Raw genomic sequence first — 24,582 nt, 5'->3', positions numbered from 1 at the left:
GCTATCATGGATTGAGTTGGAGCCTTGGCAAACGTTCCTTAGAGTTCTTCTGTATGTTCTATCTCGCAAATGTCTTTAATAATGAGGAAACGGCTGAAATAGCTCAAATACACAAGGACATTTGGAATGATATCCAAAATGTAATATTAAATGAAAACACGACAGATCAGCAAGGGTATATACTCCCTAGAGGGACGGGGAAAAGTGCCTTCAGAGGTTTAAGCACCTGTATCTGGACTATTTATTATGGCTATAAAAAATATATTCTTTATGGTTCATCTATAGGTTCTACAGCAGAGAAATTTATAAAACAGATTCGCGTTGCAATAGAAGATAATGACCGCATTACGGCAAGTTTTGGTAGGATTTATGATAATAAGGATAAAAGATTAGCAAACAATTCCACTCAAATTGAATTTTCTTCAAGAGCAATGATAGAGTCTGTATCTTCCATGTCTCCCCTGCGTGGACGTAAAAACGCCGTTGGAGATAGACCTGATTTAATTATATTAGATGATTTTCAGGATGAAGATGATGTAAGAACAGAAGCGGCAAGGGAAAATAAATGGAAAAGATATTCAGACGATGTTAAATATGCAAAACAAAGACCTTTATATGATAAAGATGGAAAGATTAAAAAGCGTGGTACTACCATGTTGGCCTTGGGTACTCTTATTTGTAAACAAGATTTTTATGATAGGTTGCGGAATTTATCAACATGGGAATTTAGACAGGAAAAAGGCGTGTTGATTGACGATGTAGATCAATTTTTCCATCAAGGATTATGGGAAGAATTTTATAAAACCCTAATTGATAAAAATAAAGGACTTCAATTTGCAAAGGAATATTATTATCAACATGAAAAAGAGATGCAATATCCTGTATTATGGCCTGAATTCTGGAATTGTTTAGACTTAGCGAAAGATTATTATGAAAACCCTCTTTCTTTTAAACAAGAAGTTCAGGGAGATATAGAAAATCTAGGTAAAAGGAGATTTAATACAATTGTTACTGAATCCGCTGTAGATATAGAAAATCATACTTTTCAGAAGAGTATTCTTTCTATTGATCCTGCTGGAACTGCCAGAACCGGCACAAAAAGAGATTATTATGCTTATTGTGTTTTGTCTCAGGCTGATAATAGTGTTAATTATGCCAGAAAGTCAATCATTCGTGATTATGAAATGAGTGATTATATCAAGGAAACAATTCAATTACTGAAAGATTACCCTGATATTCAAGCATTATCTATTGAAAAGAACGTCTATTCCGGTGCCGATGCAATTAGAATTCAAGAATGCATTGATAAAGATGATGAGTTAACACATAGAGGATTAACAATCATAAATAAATCTCGTACAGGGAATAAAGATAACCGTATTAATGCCATTGTCGGTGATATCAATATGGGACGAGTTGTCTTCAATGAAGAAGATACAGAAGCTATTGAACAGCTACATGACTTTTGTGGTTGCCGGTTTAGTCTTCACGATGACTATCCTGACTGTTTGGCTGATGCTTTGGAGCAATTGCCACAAATAAAGAAAACATCAAAATTAAAGGTAATACCTTTATCATATTTGGGTTTATAAAGGAAGTGAGAATTTTTGAATACAGATGAAATTATAATAAATATGATTAATGACTATCATGGTCATAGTGATCTATTCGCAAAGATGCAGCGGTACTATGATGGGAAACATGATATTTTAAGTACATATAAACATGAACCTAATAGGGCAAATAATATTACAGTAGTGAATTATGTTCATAAGTTTATCGAAGAGGAACTTAGCTATTGCTTTGGCAATGGACTCACCTATATCAGTAAAAGCAGTAACGAGCAGGAAATTAATGATATAGATTATCAGTTATCCCATTGGAATAAAAATCATAATCAGGAATTAATGCGACAGCTTGAAATATATGGCCTAGCTTATGAATTGTATTACATAAACGAACGAGGGGAGTTTTCCTCAAGGATACTGAATCCTTCGAATTCGATAGTTTATTGCGATTCTGATAATGTTCCACAGTTGTTTATTCATTTCTATAAACAGCGGTATGACAATTCTGAATATTATGATATCTATTATCCTGACAAAATTGAAATATATCAGGACGGAAATTTGATTAATACAAAAGAAAATATCTTCTCTGGTGTTCCTGTATCTGTTTGCTATTTAGGGGCAGAAAAGACTATATATAATAAAATTAAGGATCTTAACGATAGCTTGAACCAGGTCATGAGCGATCAGATTAACGTTATTTCCGACTACAGATCAGCATATTTGGTTGTTACAGGTGCAGATGTAGATGAAGAAACAGCGGAATTACTTAAAACCAAGGGCATTCTTAATCCAAAAGGTGACGGCAAGGTAAATTGGCTGATGAAGGAGATGAACGATTCATATATTCAAAACATGATTTCAGAAATCAAAAAGGATATATATGAAATCTGTGACCACATTGATGCCCAAGAAAAGCTTCAGTCCAATACCAGTGGGGTTGCATTGCGAACAAGGCTTGTTTTCCTTGAACAGCGTTGTAAAACAGTGTTTGATGCTATCTGTAATACGATTACTGACCGAATGTGGTTTCTGTTTCAGTATTTGAATCTAAAAAATCTTACATATGATTATAAAGATATTAAGATTACTTTTAATCCTTGCATTCCGCAGGATATTTTAACAATAGCACAGACAATCAATCAGCTTGGGGACAAGATTTCTACTGAAACTGCTTTAAGTCAAATTCCTTGGGTTCAGAATCCAGCGGAAGAAATGGCAAAAATCAGAAAAGAGCAGGAAGACGAACAGCAGATTGATTTATCAAAAGTTGGATTAACAAATGAATAATAAATTTAAAAATGATATCTTACAGATTGAAAAGGACTGTATTAACAAGGCTAAAAAGCCAAAGCAGGAACTTTTAAGGGCTTATAAAAAGGCATTGGATGATATCCAAAATGAAATAGCTGGAATTGTTCAGAGATATGAAGTGGATGGAGTCATCAATATATCTTCTAAACAGCGGTACAGTGAATTAATGTCTTTGAAAGATAAATTAGTAAAGCAAGCAAATAATTTAGGTTCTTTTAATGTAAAACAAACTTCTGATTTACTGCCTGATATATATTCAGAGTCATATTATAGAACAGCTTATGTTATCGATAAAGGCATAACAGCCAATATCGATTTTTCTATTTTAAGACCTGAAATGATTGAAGCTGCTATTAATACTCCAATTGATAAAATGACCTTTAGTGATCGTATCTGGAACAACCAAAAGGCATTAACCAACCGGATCTATAATGATGTTCGCAAGGCTTTAGTGAGCGGTAAAAGTCCTGAAAAGCTTGCCAGACAGATTAAAAAAGATTATGGGGTTACTGCTTATCAGGCCAGCAGATTGATCAATACGGAAACGGCAAGGGCTATGAGTATGGCACAGGATCAAATATATAATGATTCTGATGTTGTCCAAAGGGTTATGTGGGATGCAACGCTTGAGGGCAATACCTGTGAAGTTTGTGCTTCATTGGATGGACAGTATTTTCCGAAAGATAATCATCCTGATAACCCTCGACATCCGATGTGCCGCTGCTGTATCATTCCTGTTATTGAGGGTTGGAAGCCTACACGAAAATTAGAGAATATTGAAAATCCTGAAACAGGGAAAAAGACCATTACTAATTATTCTACATTTGATAAATGGAAAGATTCAAAAGGAATTTAGGAGAGTGACATATTGGCAGAATTTAAGAAGCCACAGCCCACACAAAGGGCATTGGCAAAGGAAAAAGAACGAGCACAATTTAATATTGATCCTGTGAAGGACTTTATTTCACCAAAAAATAGAGCCGCATTTGGTCATAAATGCGATAAGTGTTCAAATAAGTTCCGCTGCCATAAATGGTACGGAGCAATTATTATAATTTGTGACCGATTTGGCGAAAAAAGCGTATTGAATAAACCGTTAAATAATAATAAAGCATAAATCTAACTCAGTCCTCTTTTTGGATTGAGCTATTTTTATATAAACAATTAACCGCACTTTATGGTCTTAGTCGAACGTAAAGGGCAGAAGGAGAATAATTTATTATGGAATTTAAAGATGTAATAACTGAACTTGACAATTATAAGGATTCTGAGGATTTTAATAACTATGTTACCGGTCTGATGACAGATGACAGAGTAAATAAATATCTTGAATCTGAAAACGGGAAAAAGGCTATTCAACCTAAATTGGACAGTTTCTTTTCAAAGGGACTCGATACTTGGAAGCAAAATAATCTCTCAAAACTTGTTGATGAAGAGATTCAAAAGCGAAATCCAAGTACTGATCCGAAAGATATTGAGCTGAATAAAATCAAGTCTCAGCTGGAGCAAATGAAAGCGGATAGTCTTAAAAAAGACTTAACCGCCAATGCTATCAAATATGCAACGACTAAAAATCTTCCTATTGATATGGTTGATTTTTTGGTTGGAACAGATGAAGATAGTACGAATAAAAATATGAAAGCCTTTGAAAAAGCATTTCAGACAGCGGTTGATAACGCTGTAAATGAAAAGCTTAAGTCTTCAGGACATATTCCTTCCAATACCGAACCTTCAAATATGGATGGTGTGGAGAAGGCATTTTACAACAAAAACCCACAACTTATAAAACATTAAAAATAAAGGAGATTGATAATTATGGCAAATGAACTTCAGACAAGATATTCAAATTTGGTAGATGCAAAACTTAGAGCAGAACTAGTTACTATTGATGCTGGTACTACTCCCGTATTTAATACAGATTACGAAGGTGAACCTAAAGCTGGTGCCGTTAAAATTCCTGTGCGTGATTCAGAAGTAGCTTCCGGTAACTATGATCCCATTACTGGTAAAGAACTTACCTCCAGTGATACAACTTATTTGACTGTAACAGACTTTCATGATGTTGCTATCAATGAGGTAATAGACGGATATGATGCAGCCGCTGTTCCAGATAATAAGATTGCTGATAGACTTGATAGTGCTGCCTATACAGGCTCAAAGATTTTGGATCAGGATGCTATTACTACCCTTGAAGCTTCCGGTACAGAATCCACTAATACAACTGCACTTACTAAGAGTACAGTTTATGAAGCGGTTGTAGATGCAATGACTGCCTTAACGGTTGCTAATGTGCCGATGACAAATCGTTTTCTTATTGTTTCACCGGCTACATACGCTCTTATGCTGAAGGATACCACTAACTTTATTAAGCAGTCTGATCTTTCTCAGCAGATGGTTGCAGAGGGTTATATTGGTATGTACAGCGGTTTTGCTGTGAAGGTTTCTAACCTACTTGCCGTAAGAACTGAATTTATCGCCGGTCATAGCCGCTGGTGCCATAGAATTAGGGAATGGATCGTTGCACCGAGAATTCAGGATTTGAATGGTGATGGTAAGCATATTGGCGCAAGTGCTGTACAGGGACGTTGGGTATATAAACATGCTGTTAGTAAAGCTGCCGCTGTTTATATTAAAGCAAATGCTCCAAAAGCTTAATCTATAGCTTAATCTATAATAACAGTTAATCGGATGGGGCAGTCAATAGGCTGTCCCTTTTGATTTATTAAGGGTGTGAAATATGAGTTTAACAGACTTAAAAACAAAATATCAAACAGAAATATTAGATATTAGAATTTTGTTGTCCATATCTGGCACAGACACTTCAAATGATATTCCTATTGCCTTATCTGTTGATAAAGCATATAAGGCTATTCTGAAATATACAGGATGGGATACATTCAATTCTGATTATATTACCGCTGTATATAGTTTGGCTACAGCTTATTTTAATAACGATACCGTAAATACCAAAACGGCAAAAGGTGAACGGTTGATTACTCAGCAATCACAGGGAAGCAGAAGTGCCACTTATTCCAATGCAACCATTAGTATTGATTCTGATGGATTAACCAACGAAGTCAAAGCTGCTTTACCTTTACCAAAATTGAAGGTGCTGTAATATGACTAACTGGTTTTATGATAAGCAGATTCAAGTTATTGGACAAGGTGAAGGATATTTAGATGACAGCGGTATATGGCATAATGGAACTGAAACTGTTGTTAAAACAATTCCCTGTGATATTCAGCCATACACAAAAGAATTAGCTTATAAAGATTATGGCTTTACGGTGGATTGCACTAAGCGTGTATTTTGTGATGTTGATTCAATTTTACAAAATGGTATGACAGTACAGTACAACGGGGAAAGTTATAAAATTGTTAAGCTGATTAATTGGGACGATTATTATGATATTATGCTTGATAATAAATAAAGGCGGTGTTTACTATGGAAATGACATATCAGCAAGCTATGAGATTGAACCATAAAAACGCCTTAAAAGCAATGGAAAGGGCAGTTATTACTGTTGAAGCGGATGCAAAACAGCTTTGCCCTGTAGATACTGGTGCAACTAAACGCAGCATTACTCATGAGGTAGAGGATAATCCGAATGAGATTGCCGGTTATGTTGGTGCCGGAACAGAGTATGCGTATTGGGCAGAAAAGAACCAGCCCTTCCTTGAACCGGCTGTTGATCAGAATCTTTCTCAAATCAAACGGATGTTTGAAGAGGAATTGCAAAAGGTGAAGTAAATGAATTCTTTGGGTAAATATGAGGTGTTGCGAAAATATCTCATTAATGATACTACAATAAAAAATCTATTGACAGTAACGGTTAATAGTAAAGACATTGTTTGTATTTTTACAGCGGAAAAGCCGGAAAAAATCACAGCGAACAACTACGTCATATTAAAAATGAAAGAATTGTCAGGTGGTTATATTACGGCTGATCAAGTTGAGTTTGATATTATCGGTAAGGATATTTCAAAACTTTTATCTGTTAAAGATAAAATTATAGAGCTACTTGATGATCCTAGAAATACAAAAACAATTAAAGATGAAAATGTAACGATACTGACATCGGAACTTGTCAATGGCGGCGGTATTGCTAAAAATGCAGAAACAAATAATTTTAACGTAATAATATATTTTAAAATTCAAACAAAAGGAGTGTGTTAATTATGGCTTTACCTACAGTACAAAATACAGAACCTCTGATGCTGGGGAGCGGCGAACTTTTTATTGCAAAATCTAAAGATATTTCTAATCTTGCAATTCCTACTGATGAGGATTTAGCAAAGTTTGTAAATATTGGTGCTATAAAAGAAAACGCTAGTCTTTCTATTAAAGATGAGATGCAGGATGTAAAAGGTGCTAACAGAGGACTAATTTATAAGGCTCTAAAAGAAAGAAATGTAACTTTTAAAACTGGTATTATCACTTTCAATTTGGAGAATCTTTATAAATTCATCTATGGCGGTGACTTTACGGATGATACTACAAAGAAAGTACAAACGTTTAGTATCGGCAATGAAGTAGCAGGAAAATGTTACCTTATCTTTGTACATACAGATAAAGAGACAGGGCATAAACTTACTGTTAAAATTCCGCAAGCACTTTTTATTGGTGAACAGCAATTTGCATGGGGAGAAGATGCAGTAAGTACGAATTATGAGTTTGCAGCATTGTCCACTCAGATTAATGGAAAGCAAAAATATGTACTCTTTGATAACGACTATAACGATGTGGTATAAGGAGGATTATTAAATTATGGCAGAAATTATAGACTTATGTGCTTTACAGCCTGAATCACTAGATATTAAGCTTCCGAGTGGAACGGTATATAAAATTCCAGCAAGCTTGACAGTAGAAAAGATGGTAAAGCTTGAGAATTTACAAAAGAAAACAAATGTTTGCAAATCACTACAGGATGCAACAACCGTTCTTCAGAACTTTGCTTTTGAAATTTTATCACTTGATAAAACAAAAGAAATCACAATGGATACAGTAAGGACAGAGTTATCAGACCTTGTGTTGCTAAGATGTTTGTCTAACCTATTCAATGATTTCATGGAAAATTCAATTAAAGGAGCATTACCTACAGAAGAGTTTGCAAAACAAATTAATAAGCAAATCCCAAACAGCAAGACCCCACTGGAAAAGAAATAAATTCCAGTGGGGTTTCTTATATCATGAGGGATATTGTGCTTGTTGAAAAAGAAACTGGAAATTCATTTGAACAAGTGATGCAGATGCCCTATATCGTTTATCTATGTCATTTGTATTGGATTCAGCAGTTGAATTTTGAAAGTTATCAGGATCAGTTATCTTTATTTGGACAGGGGTTGGCTGAAGACTCTCGACAGGAGCAACATGTTACTGAACCTGATATGAAGAGAATTCAAAAGATAGGAGGTGGTCTATAATGCCTTCTGTGGATTTAATGACATACAAGCAAAAGATTGAATTAGATGATTCCAAATTCAATTCAGGAATGACTAAAGCACAAGGAAATTTCGACAAGTTTAAAAGCGGATTAGGAACTGTTGGCGGTGTTTTGGGTAAAACAATCGGTGCTGGCGTTACTGTTGCCGGTGGTGCTCTTGTAGCATTTGGTAAAAAGGGCATTGAAACCGCTTCTGATTTGAATGAGGTTCAAAATGTTGTTGATACGACTTTTGGAGGAAATGCGTCAAAAATAAATAATTGGGCAAAATCAGCAGCTACTTCTTTTGGAATGAGCGAATTATCAGCAAAACAGTATAACGGAACCATGGGAAGTATGCTCAAGTCAATGGGGCTTACAGGGAATCAAGTTTCCGATATGTCAACTAAAATGGTTGGTCTTGCCGGTGATATGGCTTCATTCTATAACCTTGATCCTTCTGAAGCATTTGAGAAGATACGGTCAGGCATAAGCGGTGAAACAGAGCCGTTAAAACAGCTTGGCATTAATATGTCGGTTGCTAATCTGAATGCTTTTGCTATGTCACAGGGGTTGGGTAAAACCTATGACAGCATGACACAATCAGAACAGGCAACATTGAGATATAATTATCTTTTAAATGCTTCTAAAGATGCACAAGGGGATTTCTCCAAAACTTCAAATAGTTTGGCGAACCAGATGAGAATAGCACAGTTAAAAGTAACCGATTTAGCCGGTGCATTTGGACAATCCTTATTACCTATGGCAAATCAGGCTTTAGGTGGCATCTTAAGTTTTGTAAATCAGTCTCAAGGAGCATTCACTAATTTGTTTACTGGATTTTCAGGCTTACTTACTGGTACTAAGGGGGCAGAAGAACAGTTTACAAGTGGTGCGACTACTTTAATTAATAGCTTGGTTACGCAGGTAGTTAATATTACTCCTAAAATCTTGTCTGTGGTAACGGCGTTACTGCCAGCAGTGGCAGGGGCAATTTTAACAAATACACCGACATTGGTGCAGTCAGTCATGGGGATATTTCCGCAAATATCCAGTACGCTTTTATCTATGCTGCCTATGATATTAAATTGTGGTGTTCAGGTCATTTTGAGTCTGGTGAACGGACTTGCATCCGCACTACCTCAACTTATACCTCAGATTGTAAATACAGTTATTACGATGGCAAGTACATTAATTGCCAATGTTGATAAGATAGTTGATTCAGGCCTGAAGCTTTTGCAAGGATTAGCCCTTGGGTTAATAAATGCGTTGCCTCAGCTTATTGCTAAAGCACCAGTTATTATTGATAAACTGGTAACAGCGATAGCAAATAATTCACCTAAAATTGTGTCAGTAGGGATTCAATTGATTATTGCCCTAGCAGGTGCTTTGATTAAAAGCATACCTCAGCTTATTATAGCAATACCGCAAATTATCGGATCAATAGTTAAGGGATTTGCTAGTTATTATAGTCAGATGGGAACGGTTGGATTAAATTTGATTAAGGGAATTTGGCAGGGGATCAGTGATGCTGCATCTTGGCTATGGAACAAGGTAAGCGGATTCTGTGATAATCTGGTTGATCAAATTAAGAGTAAATTAGGTATTCATTCTCCTTCAACTGTGTTTGCATCATTGGGTGGCTATATGGCTCAGGGCTTGGGTAATGGATTTACTGATAATATGGCTGATATTTCTAAGCGGATGCAAAATGCTGTTCCAACAAGTTTTGATTTTGACATCGGTGCAAATATTAATCAGAAATTCAATGCTTTGAAAAGTAATTTACAGTTATCGTCTAGTCGGTCTGCAATTCCTATATCCTCTTCTCCTATTACTTTGACCATAAAGCAGGGGAATATCACTGTACAGGGGAATGCAGATAATAAAACTATTCAAAAAGTTCAGCAATTACTGGATAAATCCTCAAAAGATACGGTTAATCAAGTTTTTGACCAAATGAAAACTTTAAATATCAACAGTGGGTTTGTTCCCAATGTATAACATAAATAATTAAAGTTACCTATGTTCCTGTAATGGCGCATAGGTAACTTTTTTATATGGAGGTAAGAAAAATCATTGCAAGTTAATTTTGACCACTTTAATAGACCAGAAAATCCAGAATTATCTATATGTAATCCAAACAATACATCATTGGCATCAATTGTTTCTTATAGCAATTTGGATATTAAACCGACTTTTAATGGATTATCTGAATTATCTGTTAATGTTTATAAATACATTAGAGATAAGGATATAGGGATAATCGATACATCAAGAGCTTGCGAATGTTACCAGTATATTGCTTTACATCGGTATATTCATGTAGAAAATTTAGGCTATTTTATTATAACTCAATCCACTGAAAAGAATGACGGTATAAATCCATATTCTGATATAAAGGCTTCATCATGTGAACTTGAATTAAATAATAGAAAAATAAAGATTGATGCAGGAAATTATAAATTTTATGATCCTCAATTTCCGTCAATGTCTATAATGGGAAAAGTATTAGCCTTATGTCCTACTTGGTCATTAGGGAATATACCTCAATCTGTATTAAATACATATCGCTCTTTTGACGATACGAATCAAGGTATTTATACTTTTCTTTCCAACGATATAGGAAAAGCTTTTGGCTGTATCTGCGATTTTGATATAGAAAATAGAGTTATAAATGTAATAGATTTGAATAGTGAAATTGAATCTACAGATGTTTTCTTAACTTATAACAATGTAGTCAAAAATTTAGATATAAACCAAACAGCGGATAATATAATAACCGCATTAACGGTGTCTGGTTCCAATGACCTATCAATTAGTGAAGTCAATCCATTAGGAACAAATTATATCGTTGACTTCAGCTATTATAAAAACACAGATTGGATGTCCCAAAGTTTAATAGATGCAATTAATACATGGGAGAAAAAAGTCTCAGACAATCAAGCAAAATTGGATTCTTTATTGTCTGTTATAAAGCAGCATAAAACGGAGTTTGAAAACCTGAACAATAGCCTTGCAACTTTACAAAGTGAACTAAAGATTTTAGAAGATGAAAAATCAGATTTGTCCAGTGATGGAAAAGATTACTCATCTGTACAGGCTCAAATTAATATTAAGAATACAGAAATCAGCAACAAAAATAATGAGATTATAAGTAAACAGACAGAAATAAATAATGATTATTCACGGTTGTCTAATTTACAAAATTCACTGAAGCTGGAAAATAACTTTACTGCAAATCAGTATAGTGAATTAAGCAATTTTATTTTTGAGAATGATTATAAGAATGAATATATTGAAGCAGATAGTAATTATACCTATGCTCAAAAGCAAGAGCTACAATATGCCTTATATGCGGATGGATTGAAGAAGCTTAAAAAGATATGTCAGCCTGTTTCAAGTTTTGAGATAGATTGTAATAATTTCTTATTGATTCCTGAATTCAATGTCTTTAGAGATCAATTCGAATTGGGAAAAATTATTCATGTAGAAACCAGTCCAGATAATAGAGTTGATATGATGCTTTTGCAGTATGAGATCAACTATGAAAATAAGGAACTAAAGATCAAGGTTAGCAATCAAATGAAAATCCATGATAGATTTACCGCTTATCAAGAGGTTTACACGAAAGCAGCCAAGGCTAATAACACCATTGCCGAAAGTAAATCGACTTGGGATTACGCTGTAAAGAGTGGGAAAATTGATGACTTTGAAGCGTTTCGGACAGGTGCTTTAAATGCTACACTAAATAAGGTTATTTCCTCCACTAATGAAGATATCAGCATTGATAATACTGGTATCCATGGTAGGGCAAAAGACCCTTCAACTGGTAAATTTGAGAAAGAGGAAATGTGGCTGAATAAGAATAATCTCCTTTTCTCTGATGATAATTTTCAAACTGCTAAAACGGCTTTGGGAAAAATCACATTGCCAAATGGAAAGGTTGTATATGGCCTTGTAGCTGATGCTATTGTTGCTGGAACAATTGATGCAGGGACAATTGATGTTATTCATCTTGTCGCTGACAATATTACTACAGGAACGCTTCAATCTGCCAACGGTAAGTATTCATTGGACATGGATACAGGCGAAGTTAATATGAAATCTGGTACATTTTCAGGAAATATTTCGTGGCCTGATAGTAATGGAATAGAGGCTGGGTCAATAAAATATGGAGGACAAGCAGGTTTAATTATCTCTGCTGGAAACGGGATTACATTTGAAGGCGCAGGCGTTTCGTTTCCTTATCATACTCCTGTGTATATTGGATATCTTGATGTAAGTGATTTAAGAACAAATGGAATAGAAGGTAAAACAACGCAAGTTGGTATTACTCGTTCAGACGGCAGTACAAGAACCTTGCAGTTTACGAATGGGATTCTGACAGATAATGATGTGTGATTTTATGGGCGGCTTAGGCAATAGCTTAGGCCGTTTTTTTATGAAATTATTTTTGCTAATTATTTTTTAAAAGTATTATGTAAATCATTAACAGAAGAAATTAAATCAATAGTATCAATAGTATTTTGTGCTTTCTTTTTAGCTTGTCGATGGGTGAAACCTTCTATTCGTGAAATATTATATTTAAAATGATAGGCAATATTTTTAATGATCCATAATATAAATGAAGTAATGAATAGTCCTATGATCCATTTTTGAGTAGTAGGTGACATTGAATTCCAAAGTGAACTAATAATTCTCAAGAATAAGACAAATATTTGTATGAGCAAGTCCCATGATTTTTTAATAGTGTCTATCAATTCTATCACCTCAACATTAGTATATAGCAGAAAAATGAATAAAGAAACGATAAAATAGATATTTTTGAAGGTATTCGTATTACTTCTTATAATTCCAATATTGATTATTAACCCAATAAATCAAAAACAGCCCTTTTTTCAAACCTTGATTGGTCTGTAGCTTGCATTCATAGGTCTAGCGTGATATACTCAGACCAATGAAGACATGGGATTTAGACCAATAAAGTATATGAGTGGAATTAAAACATTCATTGGTTCAGGACTTTTTGAAAAACTTAATAAATCCAGTAATAATGCGGCTTTGTGATGTGGATATCCTCAATTCCTATTTCGGCTATACCATCCACAATACGCGCGGAAAACCGACCAACAGTGAGTTCATTGCAATGATCAGCGACAGGCTCCGGCTCCACATGAAAAGCGCAAGCTGATTTTCATTTTTAAATCCTATGCACTCCTTTACTTTATCGGATGTGAATTTTTATTCTGCCTTTAAAGTAAAGGAGTTTTATTTAACACGGGGTGGTGATTGCTATGAAACGAAGCATATTGATCCTTGGAATCCTTCTGCTTGTGACGACGCTGAATTTCACCGGCTGTAAAAATACCGCCAACACGGGAGCTGCGGGCAAAGCCGCCGACGCCGGCGCGCAGAGCAAGGTGCCGGATAATCTGAAGCTGGTCAGCCTCACGAAGATCAGCGCGGACGACATCCTGTATGTTTACGTCGACCAGGTTTATCATACGGAGGTTTATGTCTGCAAAAATTTAAAATCAAATACGGTCAGTATTTCCACCAACAAATAAAAGAGGCGGATCAGTTCGATCCACCTCCGCGATAATCAATGATATTTGTAAAATCGATGGCCAAATCATCCGGTTCTCCCGCCAAAAGGTCGGCCTGTACTTCTTTGGGAGTTTTTCCCTGCTGGGTGATTTTTTCTTTGCTGTCCCGGTTGGTTTCCCAATGATCGGGTCGGTCAGGCATATCATTCACTCCCTTCGGTTCACAGGCTTAGTATAACACCGTACACGGCGTTTCATTCAGAGCCCGGAAATCAGGAAGTGCAAAATTTTTTATTTTCGGATGCAATGCCGGGTCGACAGGCGTTTTCAGTATGCTTCCAGGCGGCGCTGCTGACGCAGCCTGCGCCGCTTTTCGCCGGCTTCCCATTCCATTTTTTCCTGAAAGCTTTCACAGATCAAGCCGGGAACGGGAGTCGGCTTTTCGTTTTCGTCAAGCGCTACAAGAACCAGATATGCCGTGTTCACGAGCCTTCTCTGGCCCGACAGGTCCTCGGAAAAGCTGTCGACGCGCACTTCCATCGAAGTCGTTCCGACGTAAGTGATCCTGCCGTGTAAAACCACCAGGTCGGTCATGTAAACGGGGCTTTTGAACCGGAGCGTGTCGATTTCCGCCGTAGTGACATTGCGGTTGGAATGCCTGCGCGCAACGGTCCCCGCGACAATGTCGATCCAGGAGGCGAGCCGCCCGCCGAAAACACGTCCCTGGCCGTTCAGATCGTTCTCGAAGATGACCTGTATCTGTTCCGTTTCAGAATCCGACACCCTTTTTGCCGGTAACTCGTTCATAGTACCACCAGTCCTTATCAATGAATTCATACACTCAATCATATACGATCCTTGGAAAAAACTCAATACAGCATTTCCAGTTAATTCTGCAACAAGGTTACGTTCCTCCCCCGCCAAAGGCGGGGGAGGAACGTGTTTTGTCTTGCAAACTGAAATGGAATTGCTGTAGGCGGGGACGCCTCTATAATTGTTAACACAGTTTTAATTTTCAATTTGTGACAGGATTGTAATTGCGCCGCGGCGGATAAAATATTATAATAATAACCATTCGATCAAAATCCGATCAAAAAGGAAGGGACGAATGGATGGGAAGAAAGCCTCACTGCTGCGCCGTGATCGTTGCCGCCGGAAGCTCCACCCGCATGGCGCTCGGTTTTTCAAAGCAGTTTGTTTCCCTTTGCGGGACGCCCGCCATTGTGCGCACGCTTTCCGCCTTCAGCAGTGCGGAACTGATCCAGAGTATCGTTGTGGTCTGCCGGAAAGAAGATATTGCTCAAGTCGGAAACGAGATTCAGAAATATAGAATAGAAAAAGTAACCGCGATCGTCGAAGGGGGCGCTACCCGGCAGCAGTCTGTTGCGGCGGGGATTTCCGCGGTGCCGGAAAATGCCGCCTATTTTGCCATTCACGACGGGGCAAGAGCGCTGATTACTCCCGAAGAAATCAACGCGTCGGTGGAAGACGCCTATGAGTGCGGCGCGTCCGCGCTTGCAGTTCCCGTCAAGGATACGATTAAAATCATCGGGAAAAATCATTATGTGGTTTCCACCCCGGAGCGTTCCGCCTTGTGGGCGGTTCAGACCCCGCAGGTGTTTGAACGGGGACTTTACCGGCGGGCGATGAAACAGGCTTTGGCGGACGGGGGAGATTACACGGACGACTGTCAGCTGGTCGAACATACAGGCGTTAGGGTGCATTTGTGCATGGGGACATATACGAATATCAAACTGACCACGATGGAAGATGTGGAAATTGCGCAGGCTATTTTGAAAAGCAGGGAGGTGCCGCTATGAGGATCGGCCACGGCTACGACGTGCACCGGCTTACGGAAGGCAGAAAGCTGATTTTAGGCGGTGTCGAAATCCCGTATGACAAGGGCCTTCTGGGCCACTCCGACGCGGACGTGCTTGCCCACGCCGTTGCAGATTCGCTTTTGGGAGCCGCCGCTCTCGGCGATATCGGGACGCATTTTCCGGACACGGACCCCGCTTTCAAAAACGCGGACAGCCTTGTGCTGCTCACGCGGGTCTGCGCGCTTCTCGCTCAAAAGAATTACCGCATTGCAAATATTGACGCCACGATCATTGCGCAGGCGCCGAAACTGAAGCCCTATATCGAGGCCATGAGGGAAAGGCTGGCGGCGGCCTGCGGGGTTGGCTTGAATCAAATCAGCGTGAAGGCCACCACCGAGGAACATCTTGGATTTACCGGTACGGGAGAGGGAATTGCCGCTCATGCGGTATGTCTTATTGAATCATAACCGATAGTCAAAAGGCATGTTTCCGGCATACTCTGTAGTAAAAACAGAGAGGTGATTATCATGAGCAAACCGATGATTTTGATTAGTTCAATCACGTATGCCATGAAGAGCCGCGACATCCTGTTCAGCTACGGTATTAAAGCTTATGTTGAAAGAACACCGGGCGGCAACCGTGCCGGCTGCGGTTACAGTATATATGTTCCCGACAGGACGGATGAAGCAGAGAGTATTTTAGCCGGTGCCGGCATTAAAATACTTGGACGAGCGGAAAGAGACGGATCGTTATGATTTATCTTGACAATGCCGCAACTACGTATCCAAAGCCGAATTCCGTTCTAAGTGCGGTAAATGTTGCTTTGAGAAATTATGGAGCCAACCCCGGACGCGCCGGTCACAGTATGTCGCTTGCAGCGGCAGAGGAAATTTACCGCTGCCGCAAGGCGGCGGCCGATTTTTTTCGTGCGCCGGGGCCTGAATGCGTTGCGTTTACTCTGAACTGTACGCATGCGCTGAATTATGTGATAAAAGGGCTGCTCAGGCCCGGCGACCACGTGGTGGTTTCCTGCCTTGAGCACAACGCCGTCATGCGGCCTCTGCAAAAGCTGATGGAGTCCGGAGTGACTGTTACCAGAGCGCGGGTTTTTCCGGGTGATAACGACGCCACGGTAGACGCTTTCCGCAGTGCGCTCAGGGAAAACACAAAGCTGATTGTCTGTACACACGCCTCCAATGTCTGGGGAATCCGGCTGCCCGTCGAACGCATCGCCGCCCTGGGCCATATTTACGGCGTCCCGATTGCGGTCGACTGCGCACAGTCGGCGGGCGTTCTGCCGATCGATATGGCGGACGGCGGTTTCGATTATCTCTGTATTGCGGGCCATAAGGGCCTTTACGGCCCTATGGGGACCGGCATGCTGATTACGCCGGACGGCTCCTCGCTTCCCACGATCATTGAAGGCGGAACCGGGACCAACTCCCTTTTGCTCGAACAGCCTTCCAGCATGCCGGACCGCATGGAAAGCGGCACTCAGAACATGCCGGGCATCTCCGGGCTGCGGGCCGGGATCGAGTTCGTGAAAAGCCGCGGGGTTCAGACGATCTATCAGCATGAGATGTCGCTGATCCGGAATTTATACGAAAAACTGTCAAAAATAAAAAACGTGAAGCTTTACACGGCGGAGCCGGACGCGCCGTATTTCGCGCCGGTACTTTCGTTCAATGTGGGCGACGTTCCCAGCGAGACCGTCGCGCAGAAGCTGAACGCCCGCGGCTTTGCGGTGCGCGCGGGGCTGCACTGTGCGCCTGCGGCGCATGATTTCATGGGGACCCTGGCGCAGGGCGCCGTGCGGGTCTGCCCGTCCGCTTTCAGCAATTTGGGCGAAATGAACAGTTTTGCCGCGACTCTCATGAAAATAATCTGAAAATAAAGATAAAAGGATTGCATATCAAATTATATATGTTAAAATTATAAGGGATGTGTTTTATTCTGACGGAAGGAAGTAAGTTATGGATGTCGTTGTGACCATATGGAATTCGTTTATCGGTATTGTGAAACTGTTTCGTGTTTCCGATGCGTTGGACGTCATTCTGGTTTCCTTTATCATTTACAGTGGAATAAAACTGGTTCGTGAAACAAGAGCGGAGCAGCTGATTAAAGGAATTATTGTGCTTCTGGCCGTGTGGGGTGTGTCCTATGCCCTGAAGCTTTATATGATGAAAAACCTGCTGACCTATTTTTTTCAATTCAGCGTTGTGGCCATTATGGTGGTCTTTCAGCCGGAAATCCGGCGTGCGCTGGAACAGATCGGCCGCAGCGGGATGGGGAATAAGCACTGGCTGTTCGGTGTTTCAAACGATGATCTTGAAACGCTGAGGCAGCAAAACCGCAGGGGCGTGAATGCCGTTGTCGATGCCGCGGCGGTTTTGCAGAAACAGAAAACGGGCGCCCTGATTGTTTTTGAAATGCAGACAAAGCTGGGCGATATTATTGATACGGGTACGGTGGTGAATGCCATTCCGTCCTCGCCCATTATCTGCAATATCTTCTTCAACAAGGCTCCGCTTCACGACGGCGCCATGATTATGCGCAGCGGTATGGTGTATGCCGCTGGCTGCATTCTGCCGCTGACAAAGAACGACAGCGTCAGCATTGAACTCGGTACCCGCCACCGCGCCGCGATCGGCATGAGTGAGAACTCCGATGCCGTCGTGGTTGTGGTGTCCGAAGAAACGGGGCAGATTTCCGTTGCCGTAAACGGCGTCCTCACGCGCAATTACACCAGGGAAACGCTGAAAAGCGAGCTGGAAAACCTGATTCTGACCAGTGAGGCCGAATCGGGCGAGAAGCGCCAGAGCATTATCCCTTCGATAAGGAGGGCGAAAAAGAAATGAAAAATAAAAAATTTAATATAGGCCGTTTATTTTATGACGATAAATTTGTAATGCTGTTTTCCGTCCTTTTCTCCATTGTCCTGTGGATTTTTATGGCTACCGGAAACACCGAGGAGTTTCCCCGGCAAATCACCGATGTGCCGGTCGTCATCAATCTTTCGGACGCCGCGCAGGAGGACGGGTTAAAGGTTTTCAGCCCGGTCGACCAGACCGCGACCGTATCCATTAAAGGCAACAGCCTGATTGTCAATCAGATCAAGGCTTCCGATATGCAGGTCGTCGCTCCGCTGGCCTCGACCATTACCAGCCCCGGAAGCTATACATTTAATTTGTCGGTACAGAAAAAAGGGACCCTTTCCGATTACGAGTGGGTTTCCATTTCCCCCAGCCAGGCGATCATCACAGTGGACCGGTATGCGGAAAAGACCTTTACCATCCAGAATGACATCAAATACAAGCCGGGTTATCAGTCGGATCCCGCTTTTTTTGTCAGCGCGCCTACCTTCAGCAGCGACACGGTCACGGTTTCGGGCCCTGAAAAGGAAGTCTCACAGATCAACAGGGTGTCCGTACAGTACGAGATCAGCGACACGCTGAGAGAATCCAGGAGCTTTACGACCGATTTGGTCATGTACGATGCAAACGGCAATAAAATCACAAGCAACAAGCTGAAAATGAGCGAGCAGAAGGTGGATGTCACCATTCCAGTCCTTGCAAGGCAGGTCCTGCCTCTCAGCGTGAACTTTACCAACAAGCCTCTGGGGCTGTCGCTTTCCTCCGGCCAGATCAAAATTGACCCCCAGACCATCGAAGTGGCGGGTCCGCAGGATGTGCTGGCCAATCTGACGGAGGTCAGTCTTGCTCCGCTGGATTTTTCGGGCATCAGCCCGACGAGAAATTCCTTTGACGTGAACGTGACCCTTCCGGCGACCTGCAAGAACCTGAGCAATGTTCCGGTTGCCAAGGTTACGCTGGATTTGAGCTCCATGGCCACGCGGCAAATGGTTGTCAATAATTTCACCGTTAAGAATCTCGCGGCTGACAAGTCCGCCACCGTTTATACCAAGACCCTGACGGTTACGGTTGTCGGGCCGGAGGCTGAGATTTCCAAGCTGACGGAAAACAGCCTTTCCGCTCAGATCGATATGTCCGGCAAAGAAAATTTCACCGGGCACACGGAAATGCCGGTCACCATCAGTGTGGGGAATTCCGTAAGCACCTGGGTCTACGGAAGCTATATGGCGAATATCAGTGTCACTTCTAAAAGCGGATAGCCTGTGAAAAATCTGCTGTATTCACCCCCGGCAACGAAATGAATGACGCCGTGAAAACGGATAGAATCACCTCCGGCTGCAGGAAACTGCGGACGGAGGTATTTTTCCGGAAAGCGTACGATATTATTTAATTATTGGCTTTAAACTTTTCGCCGGTTGAGATATAATAAATATATCATAATATTCTATATATTATAAAAAGAGGGAAGCAGGTGTTTTTTTGAGCAGCAATTTTACGGTGCCTCTGTCCAAGGTGATCGGCGAACTGTCGCTGGATACGATTTATATGCCCGGAGACCCTAAAGAAATTCTGATTTCTTCCACGGATGTCAACCGTCCGGGACTGGAGCTGAACGGGTTCTATGATTATTACGATACAAGGCGCATTATTATTTTCGGCAACGCGGAGGCCTCCTTTTTGAGGTCGATTTCCTCCGATAAACGCAGCACAGTTCTGAACGAGATTTTTTCCCAAAAGCCTCCCGCCGCGATTATTGCGCGCAGCATAGAGCCGATGTCCGAACTGCTGGAAGCGGTCAAAGCCCATGAAATACCGCTTTTAACAACGCCGGAGACGACCTCCAGCCTGGTGGCTTCCCTGGTTTCCTTCATGAACGTGGAGCTTGCCCCGCGGATTACGCGCCATGGAGTGCTGATCGAGGTTTACGGCGAGGGAATCCTTCTGGTCGGCGACAGCGGTGTTGGCAAAAGCGAAACGGCCATTGAACTGATTAAGCGCGGCCACCGCCTCATAGCGGACGACGCGGTGGAAATACGCAAGGTGTCCGCCAAATCGCTGGTCGGACAGGCCCCGGATAACATTCGGCATTTTATTGAGCTTCGCGGCATAGGCATTATTAACGCCCGCCGCATTTTCGGTATGGGCGCCGTCAAGCTGACGGAAAAGATCGATATGGTGATCAACCTGGAAATCTGGGACAATAACAAGGTTTACGACCGCATGGGCATCGACAGCGAATACACGGAAATTCTTGGCATCAAGGTGCCCGTGCTGACCATTCCGGTGAAGCCGGGCAGAAACCTCGCGATCATCATCGAGGTGGCCGCCATGAACAACCGTCAGAAAAAGATGGGCTACAACGCGGCGCAGGAGCTGATGCAGAATCTCGGCATGGATATTTCCGTGCTGCAGGAATCGGAAAAAAAGCTGGATCTGGATTTATAATACGGGAATAGGGAATAGAAGCTGGGAGTAAATATGAATATCATCGCAGATACCCATACGCATACGCTCGCGTCCACACACGCCTACAGCACCTTGCAGGAAATGGTACACGCAGCGTTTTTAAAGAAGCTTTATGCCATCGCCATTACCGACCATGGCATCACCATGCCGGGAGCGCCGGGCCGCTGGTACTTTCACAATTTAAGGATCATTCCTCATCTTCTCGAAGGGGTGCTTGTCCTGCGCGGGCAGGAGACCAATATCATTGATTTTGACGGCAATATCGACCTTGAAAAGGACAGCATCTCTACGATGGACTGGGTGGTTGCCTCCATTCACGCGGAAGCGGTTCCGAAGGAAAGACCGACTGTCGAGGAAGTTACAAACGCATGGATGAATATTGCGAAAAATCCGCATATTCATGTAATCGGGCACAGCGGTACGCAGAAATACCGGTACGACTACGAGTCGGTAATCCCGGAATTCGGGCGGCGGGGAAAGCTGGTGGAGCTGAACGAAAGCAGCTTTACCGGAAGGGAATCGTCCATCCCCAACTGCAAAAAAATCATGGAAATCTGTAAAAAGCGCGGTGTGCCGGTGATTGTCAACACGGATTCCCATTTTTCCAGCCTGGTGGGCTGTTTTGACCGGTCGCTGGCGCTGCTGAAGGAACTGGATTTCCCCGAGGAGCTTGTGGTGAATTCCAGCGTGGAGCGTTTTCAGGCATACCTCAGAGAGTATACGAATGTTTTTAGCGATCCTTTATTACAGTAAAAATGATTCCGACTGTCCGGATTGCCGTAAAAATCCGATCGACACTGTCGGAATAGCCGGAGGAAACGATGAATCATTTAGAACAGCTTGCCCTGACGGCGGAAGACCTGGGCTGTAAGGTCAGCCGTAAAGAACCGATGAGCCGGCACACCACCTTTAAAATCGGGGGACCGGCGGATTTGTTTATTACCGTGTCCTCACGTGCGGAAATCCAGAAACTGTACCGCGCGGCGGCCGAACTAAAAGTACCCCTGATGCCGATCGGCAACGGCTCCAACATGCTTGTGAGCGACAACGGGATACGGGGCGCGGTTGTCGCGCTGGACGGCGAGTTCCGCGAAATCAGACAGAACCCGGACGGTACGGTTTCCTGCGGCGCGGGCGCGTCCCTGGCGGGAGTCTGCGTTTTCGCCAGGGAGCATTCGCTGACCGGCCTTGAGTTCGCGTGGGGAATTCCCGGCGCGGCGGGCGGAGCCGCGTTTATGAACGCGGGCGCCTACAATCAGGAAATGAAGAGCGTGCTTCTTTCCTGCACGCATGTTACAAAGGAAGGGAAAATCGGCATGCTGTCCGGCGAAGCGCTGCAGCTGGGTTACCGCCGCAGCGCCTATACCGACAACGGATACACCATTCTGGAGCTCAGGCTCGATCTGAAGCCGGGAGATCAGGACGAAATTTCGGCGGAAATGGATGACCTTTACCGCCGCAGAAAATCAAAGCAGCCGCTGGAACTGCCGAGCGCGGGAAGCGTGTTTAAACGGCCGGAAGGCCACTTTGCCGGCACCCTCATAGAGGCCTGCGGCCTGAAGGGCAGAACGGTGGGGGGCGCGATGGTCAGCCCCAAGCACGCGGGCTTTATTGTCAACACCGGCGGCGCGACCTGCCGGGATGTGACGGAGCTGATTAAAATCATCCAGGATACGGTTTATCAGCAGACGAAGATATCTTTGGAATGCGAAGTGAAAACCATTGGCGGTTAGGGAGGAAATATGGAGTTTCTAATTATTACGGGCCTTTCGGGCGCGGGGAAATCCCGCGCCATTGACGCGTTGGAGGATATTGGCTTTTACTGCATCGATAATATCCCTCCCAAGCTGATCATCGCTTTTTATGAAATGTCCAAACAGGCGAAAGGCACGCTGTCGCGGGTGGCGGTCGTCACCGATATCCGCGGAGGGGACATGTTTTCCAGCCTGTTTGAAACGCTTGACCAGATGAAAAGCGAGAATAAGGAATATAAAATCCTGTTTCTGGACGCGAACGATTCTGTGCTGATGAACCGTTTTAAGGAAACCCGCCGCAAGCATCCGCTGGTGGAAAATTGTCTCGGCTCGCTGGAACAGGCCGTAAAGCTGGAACGGGATGTTTTAAAGCCGGTCCGCGAATGCGCGGACTATATCATCGATACCTCGTATCTTTCTCCCGCGCAATTGAAAGAACGCATTTCCAGCCTGTTCCTGGGCGATTCCTCCGACGCGCTGATGATCCACTGCGTTTCCTTTGGTTTCAAGTACGGGATTCCCGCCGAGTCGGATCTGGTGTTTGACGTGCGCTGTCTGCCGAACCCCTACTATGTTGAGGATTTACGCAACCTGACCGGGCTTGACGAGCCGGTGCGCAGCTATGTGATGAAATGGGAGCAGACGCAGGGCTTTATCGAACGCTTTCTGAATCTGATCGATTACATGATCCCGCTCTACTGCAACGAGGGGAAAAGCCAGCTCGTGATTGCGATCGGCTGCACCGGCGGGCATCATCGCTCCGTTGCCCTGGCCCAGCTTCTGTACAACCATCTGCTGGAACAGAACAGGAGGACAAGCGTCAACCACCGCGATATCCAAAAGCAATAACAGAATCGGGAGCGTACAAAAATGTCATTTGCGTCTGAAACAAAAACCGAACTTTGTCAGGCGATGCCGCAAAAATCCTGCTGCCGGAAAGCGGAATGCTACGGCATGCTTTTATTCGGCCGCAGCTTTTCTCAAAATGCCGTTTCCCTGACGATTCAAAACACCGCCGCCGCTCACAGGGCCGCGCAGCTTACCGCGGAAACCGCCGGGGTGGTCGTGGATGTTTCCACCTCCCTTTTGCGCCGGAAGGAGCGCAAAAGCGCTTTTACCGTTGCCGTATCCGGCGGCGGACAAAGGGAAGAGGTGCTTTCCTGTTTCGGGCACACGGGAAAAGAAATCCATCTTCGGATCAACCGTGCCAATATGGAAAACGATTGCTGCGCCTGCGCGTTTCTGCGGGGCGTTTTTCTTTCCTGCGGCACCGTATCCGACCCCAGCAAGGACTATCATCTGGAATTCGTGGTGCCGTTTATGAACCTTGCCAGGGATTTATGCGCCTTTATCAGCGAAATCTATGAGCTCGACCTGCAGCCGGGTCTGCTGAACCGGAAGGGTTCGTACGTAGTCTATATCAAGGGGAGCGAGCATGTCGCGGATTTCCTGACCTTTATGGGCGCCGGAAAGGCCGCCATGAGCCTGATGCAGGTCAAAATGCTGAAAGAGGTCCGCAACAACGTCAACCGGAAAACCAATTTTGAGACGGCGAATATTGACAAGACGGCGTCCGCCGCGGCGGAACAGATTGTCGCAATCGAAAAGATCATCCGTTCGGCCGGGGGATTGTCCGCACTGCCGGAGGAACTGCGGGAGCTTGCCGTGCTGCGCTGCCGGTATCCCGAAATGTCGCTCCGCGAGCTCGGCGCGACGCTCTCCGAACCGCTCAGCCGGTCCGGGGTGAACCACCGTCTGCAGCGCATTATGGAGTTTGCGAGAGTATTATAAAGAACTGACAGGAGGGTACCGCAC

29 protein-coding genes and 1 pseudogene are annotated in these 24,582 nt (G+C 42.9%); 28 read left to right on the top strand and 2 right to left on the bottom strand.

What is annotated here, in order from left to right; translation table 11 throughout:
• Positions 1–53: 53 nt before the first annotated feature.
• The 17 genes and pseudogenes from VXK30_RS09870 to VXK30_RS09790 all read left to right on the top strand — a co-directional run bounded on the left by VXK30_RS09870 (position 54) and on the right by VXK30_RS09790 (position 13,875).
• On the top strand, positions 54–1,592 hold the full coding sequence (locus VXK30_RS09870) for a hypothetical protein (protein ID WP_275717926.1): 1,539 nt from the start codon (positions 54–56) through the stop codon (positions 1,590–1,592).
• Between the two features lie 15 nt (positions 1,593–1,607).
• Positions 1,608–2,858 carry a phage portal protein gene (locus VXK30_RS09865; protein ID WP_275717927.1) on the top strand — a complete coding sequence of 417 codons (1,251 nt, stop codon included), beginning with the start codon at positions 1,608–1,610 and terminating at the stop codon, positions 2,856–2,858.
• On the top strand, positions 2,851–3,738 hold the full coding sequence (locus tag VXK30_RS09860) for a minor capsid protein (RefSeq protein WP_275717928.1): 888 nt from the start codon (positions 2,851–2,853) through the stop codon (positions 3,736–3,738). Before VXK30_RS09865 ends, VXK30_RS09860 begins: the two co-directional genes overlap by 8 nt.
• A 12-nt stretch (positions 3,739–3,750) precedes the next feature.
• Positions 3,751–3,999 (top strand): hypothetical protein, encoded by a 249-nt coding sequence (locus VXK30_RS09855; RefSeq protein WP_275717929.1) that lies wholly within the window; start codon positions 3,751–3,753, stop codon positions 3,997–3,999.
• Positions 4,000–4,103: 104 nt separating this feature from the next.
• Positions 4,104–4,676, top strand: a complete 573-nt coding sequence (locus VXK30_RS09850) for a DUF4355 domain-containing protein (RefSeq protein WP_275717930.1) — start codon at positions 4,104–4,106, stop codon at positions 4,674–4,676.
• A gap of 21 nt (positions 4,677–4,697) precedes the next feature.
• Positions 4,698–5,537 carry a hypothetical protein gene (locus tag VXK30_RS09845; protein WP_275717931.1) on the top strand — a complete coding sequence of 280 codons (840 nt, stop codon included), beginning with the start codon at positions 4,698–4,700 and terminating at the stop codon, positions 5,535–5,537.
• An 82-nt stretch (positions 5,538–5,619) separates the two neighbouring features.
• Entirely contained in the window at positions 5,620–6,000 is a 381-nt protein-coding gene (locus tag VXK30_RS09840) for a hypothetical protein (protein WP_275717932.1), read from the top strand.
• Position 6,001: 1 nt separating this feature from the next.
• Complete coding sequence (locus tag VXK30_RS09835) at positions 6,002–6,313, top strand: hypothetical protein (RefSeq protein ID WP_275717933.1); 312 nt, start codon at positions 6,002–6,004, stop codon at positions 6,311–6,313.
• Positions 6,314–6,327: 14 nt separating this feature from the next.
• Positions 6,328–6,633 (top strand): hypothetical protein, encoded by a 306-nt coding sequence (locus tag VXK30_RS09830; RefSeq protein WP_275717934.1) that lies wholly within the window; start codon positions 6,328–6,330, stop codon positions 6,631–6,633.
• Entirely contained in the window at positions 6,634–7,059 is a 426-nt protein-coding gene (locus VXK30_RS09825) for a hypothetical protein (protein WP_275717935.1), read from the top strand.
• 2 nt (positions 7,060–7,061) lie between these two features.
• Positions 7,062–7,634, top strand: a complete 573-nt coding sequence (locus VXK30_RS09820; protein ID WP_275717936.1) for a hypothetical protein — start codon at positions 7,062–7,064, stop codon at positions 7,632–7,634.
• Positions 7,635–7,650: 16 nt separating this feature from the next.
• On the top strand, positions 7,651–8,049 hold the full coding sequence (locus VXK30_RS09815) for a hypothetical protein (protein ID WP_275717937.1): 399 nt from the start codon (positions 7,651–7,653) through the stop codon (positions 8,047–8,049).
• A 23-nt stretch (positions 8,050–8,072) separates the two neighbouring features.
• A complete protein-coding gene (locus tag VXK30_RS09810; protein WP_275717938.1) occupies positions 8,073–8,306 on the top strand; it encodes a hypothetical protein in 234 nt (77 codons plus the stop codon).
• Positions 8,306–10,309 carry a phage tail protein gene (locus VXK30_RS09805; RefSeq protein ID WP_275717939.1) on the top strand — a complete coding sequence of 668 codons (2,004 nt, stop codon included), beginning with the start codon at positions 8,306–8,308 and terminating at the stop codon, positions 10,307–10,309. The genes VXK30_RS09810 and VXK30_RS09805 overlap by 1 nt, the downstream gene beginning before the upstream one ends.
• Before the next feature lie 75 nt (positions 10,310–10,384).
• Complete coding sequence (locus VXK30_RS09800) at positions 10,385–12,709, top strand: hypothetical protein (protein WP_275717940.1); 2,325 nt, start codon at positions 10,385–10,387, stop codon at positions 12,707–12,709.
• A 664-nt stretch (positions 12,710–13,373) separates the two neighbouring features.
• Positions 13,374–13,499: pseudogene (locus VXK30_RS17180) on the top strand (sporulation initiation factor Spo0A C-terminal domain-containing protein); the annotation flags it as partial.
• Positions 13,500–13,602: 103 nt separating this feature from the next.
• Entirely contained in the window at positions 13,603–13,875 is a 273-nt protein-coding gene (locus VXK30_RS09790; protein WP_275717097.1) for a hypothetical protein, read from the top strand.
• Positions 13,876–13,885: 10 nt separating this feature from the next.
• Here VXK30_RS09790 and VXK30_RS09785 read toward each other — a convergent pair whose 3' ends face one another.
• Both VXK30_RS09785 and VXK30_RS09780 read right to left on the bottom strand, forming a co-directional pair.
• Positions 13,886–14,056 carry a hypothetical protein gene (locus VXK30_RS09785; RefSeq protein ID WP_275717099.1) on the bottom strand — a complete coding sequence of 57 codons (171 nt, stop codon included), beginning with the start codon at positions 14,054–14,056 and terminating at the stop codon, positions 13,886–13,888.
• A 125-nt stretch (positions 14,057–14,181) separates the two neighbouring features.
• Complete coding sequence (locus VXK30_RS09780; RefSeq protein WP_275717101.1) at positions 14,182–14,661, bottom strand: acyl-CoA thioesterase; 480 nt, start codon at positions 14,659–14,661, stop codon at positions 14,182–14,184.
• A gap of 305 nt (positions 14,662–14,966) precedes the next feature.
• Here VXK30_RS09780 and ispD point away from each other — a divergent pair, with 305 nt between their 5' ends.
• The 11 genes from ispD (at position 14,967) to whiA (ending at position 24,558) form a co-directional block, all read left to right on the top strand.
• The gene (gene ispD, locus VXK30_RS09775; protein WP_275717103.1) at positions 14,967–15,674 is read left to right on the top strand and encodes a 2-C-methyl-D-erythritol 4-phosphate cytidylyltransferase; all 708 of its coding nucleotides are present in this window, start codon (positions 14,967–14,969) and stop codon (positions 15,672–15,674) included.
• Entirely contained in the window at positions 15,671–16,141 is a 471-nt protein-coding gene (ispF, locus tag VXK30_RS09770; protein WP_275717105.1) for a 2-C-methyl-D-erythritol 2,4-cyclodiphosphate synthase, read from the top strand. Before ispD ends, ispF begins: the two co-directional genes overlap by 4 nt.
• Positions 16,142–16,201: 60 nt before the next feature.
• Positions 16,202–16,429, top strand: a complete 228-nt coding sequence (locus VXK30_RS09765; protein WP_275717106.1) for a DUF3343 domain-containing protein — start codon at positions 16,202–16,204, stop codon at positions 16,427–16,429.
• Entirely contained in the window at positions 16,426–17,562 is a 1,137-nt protein-coding gene (locus tag VXK30_RS09760) for an aminotransferase class V-fold PLP-dependent enzyme (RefSeq protein ID WP_275717107.1), read from the top strand. The genes VXK30_RS09765 and VXK30_RS09760 overlap by 4 nt, the downstream gene beginning before the upstream one ends.
• A gap of 85 nt (positions 17,563–17,647) precedes the next feature.
• Entirely contained in the window at positions 17,648–18,532 is an 885-nt protein-coding gene (gene cdaA / locus VXK30_RS09755; protein WP_275717108.1) for a diadenylate cyclase CdaA, read from the top strand.
• Positions 18,529–19,806 (top strand): CdaR family protein, encoded by a 1,278-nt coding sequence (locus VXK30_RS09750; RefSeq protein WP_275717109.1) that lies wholly within the window; start codon positions 18,529–18,531, stop codon positions 19,804–19,806. The genes cdaA and VXK30_RS09750 overlap by 4 nt, the downstream gene beginning before the upstream one ends.
• 220 nt (positions 19,807–20,026) lie before the next feature.
• Positions 20,027–20,992: an HPr(Ser) kinase/phosphatase gene (hprK, locus tag VXK30_RS09745; protein ID WP_275717110.1), complete on the top strand. Its 966-nt coding sequence runs from the start codon at positions 20,027–20,029 to the stop codon at positions 20,990–20,992.
• 33 nt (positions 20,993–21,025) lie between these two features.
• Entirely contained in the window at positions 21,026–21,766 is a 741-nt protein-coding gene (locus VXK30_RS09740) for a phosphatase (RefSeq protein ID WP_275717112.1), read from the top strand.
• A gap of 68 nt (positions 21,767–21,834) precedes the next feature.
• Positions 21,835–22,746 (top strand): UDP-N-acetylmuramate dehydrogenase, encoded by a 912-nt coding sequence (gene murB, locus VXK30_RS09735; protein WP_275717114.1) that lies wholly within the window; start codon positions 21,835–21,837, stop codon positions 22,744–22,746.
• 9 nt (positions 22,747–22,755) lie between these two features.
• Positions 22,756–23,616 (top strand): RNase adapter RapZ, encoded by an 861-nt coding sequence (rapZ, locus tag VXK30_RS09730; protein WP_275717116.1) that lies wholly within the window; start codon positions 22,756–22,758, stop codon positions 23,614–23,616.
• 21 nt (positions 23,617–23,637) lie between these two features.
• Positions 23,638–24,558: a DNA-binding protein WhiA gene (gene whiA, locus VXK30_RS09725; RefSeq protein ID WP_275717118.1), complete on the top strand. Its 921-nt coding sequence runs from the start codon at positions 23,638–23,640 to the stop codon at positions 24,556–24,558.
• Positions 24,559–24,582: the final 24 nt, after the last annotated feature.

Source organism: Caproiciproducens sp. CPB-2, from assembly GCF_036287215.1.
Lineage (GTDB): Bacteria > Bacillota > Clostridia > Oscillospirales > Acutalibacteraceae > Caproiciproducens.
Note: the sequence above shows the minus strand (reverse complement) of the source record. Positions and strands in the feature narration are given on the sequence as shown.